Origin of the sequence: Halobellus sp. Atlit-38R, from assembly GCF_003665925.1 — an archaeon.
GTDB lineage: Archaea > Halobacteriota > Halobacteria > Halobacteriales > Haloferacaceae > Haloquadratum > Haloquadratum inordinatus.
Genome location: NZ_QXIJ01000112.1, coordinates 1 through 634 on the forward strand (window position 1 = coordinate 1; position 634 = coordinate 634).

At 27.6% G+C, this 634-nt stretch carries 2 protein-coding genes; both read right to left on the reverse strand.

Features of this window, described 5'->3' with window-relative positions:
• Nucleotides 1–142: 142 nt before the first annotated feature.
• Nucleotides 143–418: a helix-turn-helix transcriptional regulator gene (locus D3D02_RS18380; RefSeq protein WP_199723185.1), complete on the reverse strand. Its 276-nt coding sequence runs from the start codon at nt 416–418 to the stop codon at nt 143–145.
• Nucleotides 419–634, reverse strand: a 216-nt coding sequence (locus D3D02_RS21325; RefSeq protein ID WP_233560711.1) for a hypothetical protein, incomplete at its 5' end; no start/stop codon positions are given.

A 634-nucleotide genomic window follows, 5' to 3' on the forward strand; every position in this document is an offset into this window, starting at 1 on the left:
ATGTTACTTAACTATAAGTGAAATAGCAACTCAACAAGCTGTATATTATCAAATACATTTAAGGCTGATTTCTATTAATTATTTGATAGAAATCAGTTTTTTTACATTTCTTAAGAAATTTATGTCCCAGAATCATATACATTTATACATATGCGATTTTCAATTTTTTATTTGTAACTTCAGCAATTGCTTTCATTGTCTCTAAATTAGGTTTTGAATCCCCATTTTCAATTCTAGCAATAGTTGATTGTGGCTTTCCTAATTCTTCAGCTAACTTTCTCTGTGACCACCCCAACTCATCTCTTAATTTGTCAACTGTTATTGCAAATTCTAAGTCTTCATCTTGATCTTGATAAACTTTTTTCAAGTTAGGGTTACGCTCAATATCATTTTTTATTAAATTAGATATCATACTCATTTAAATCACGTCCTTTGTTTTTGAGAAAATAACATTTTGAACAAATAAATAGTTATTATAAATTTGTTTACCATCAACTGCTCTAACATTAACTTCCCATTTGCCTTCAATTAACACTCTAAAACCTTTTACAGTCCCGTTGTATAGCATATTAGCATTTTTATTCCAAGATACAATTTTAATAAGTGTTGGTTTATCACTATAGTCATTTACTAA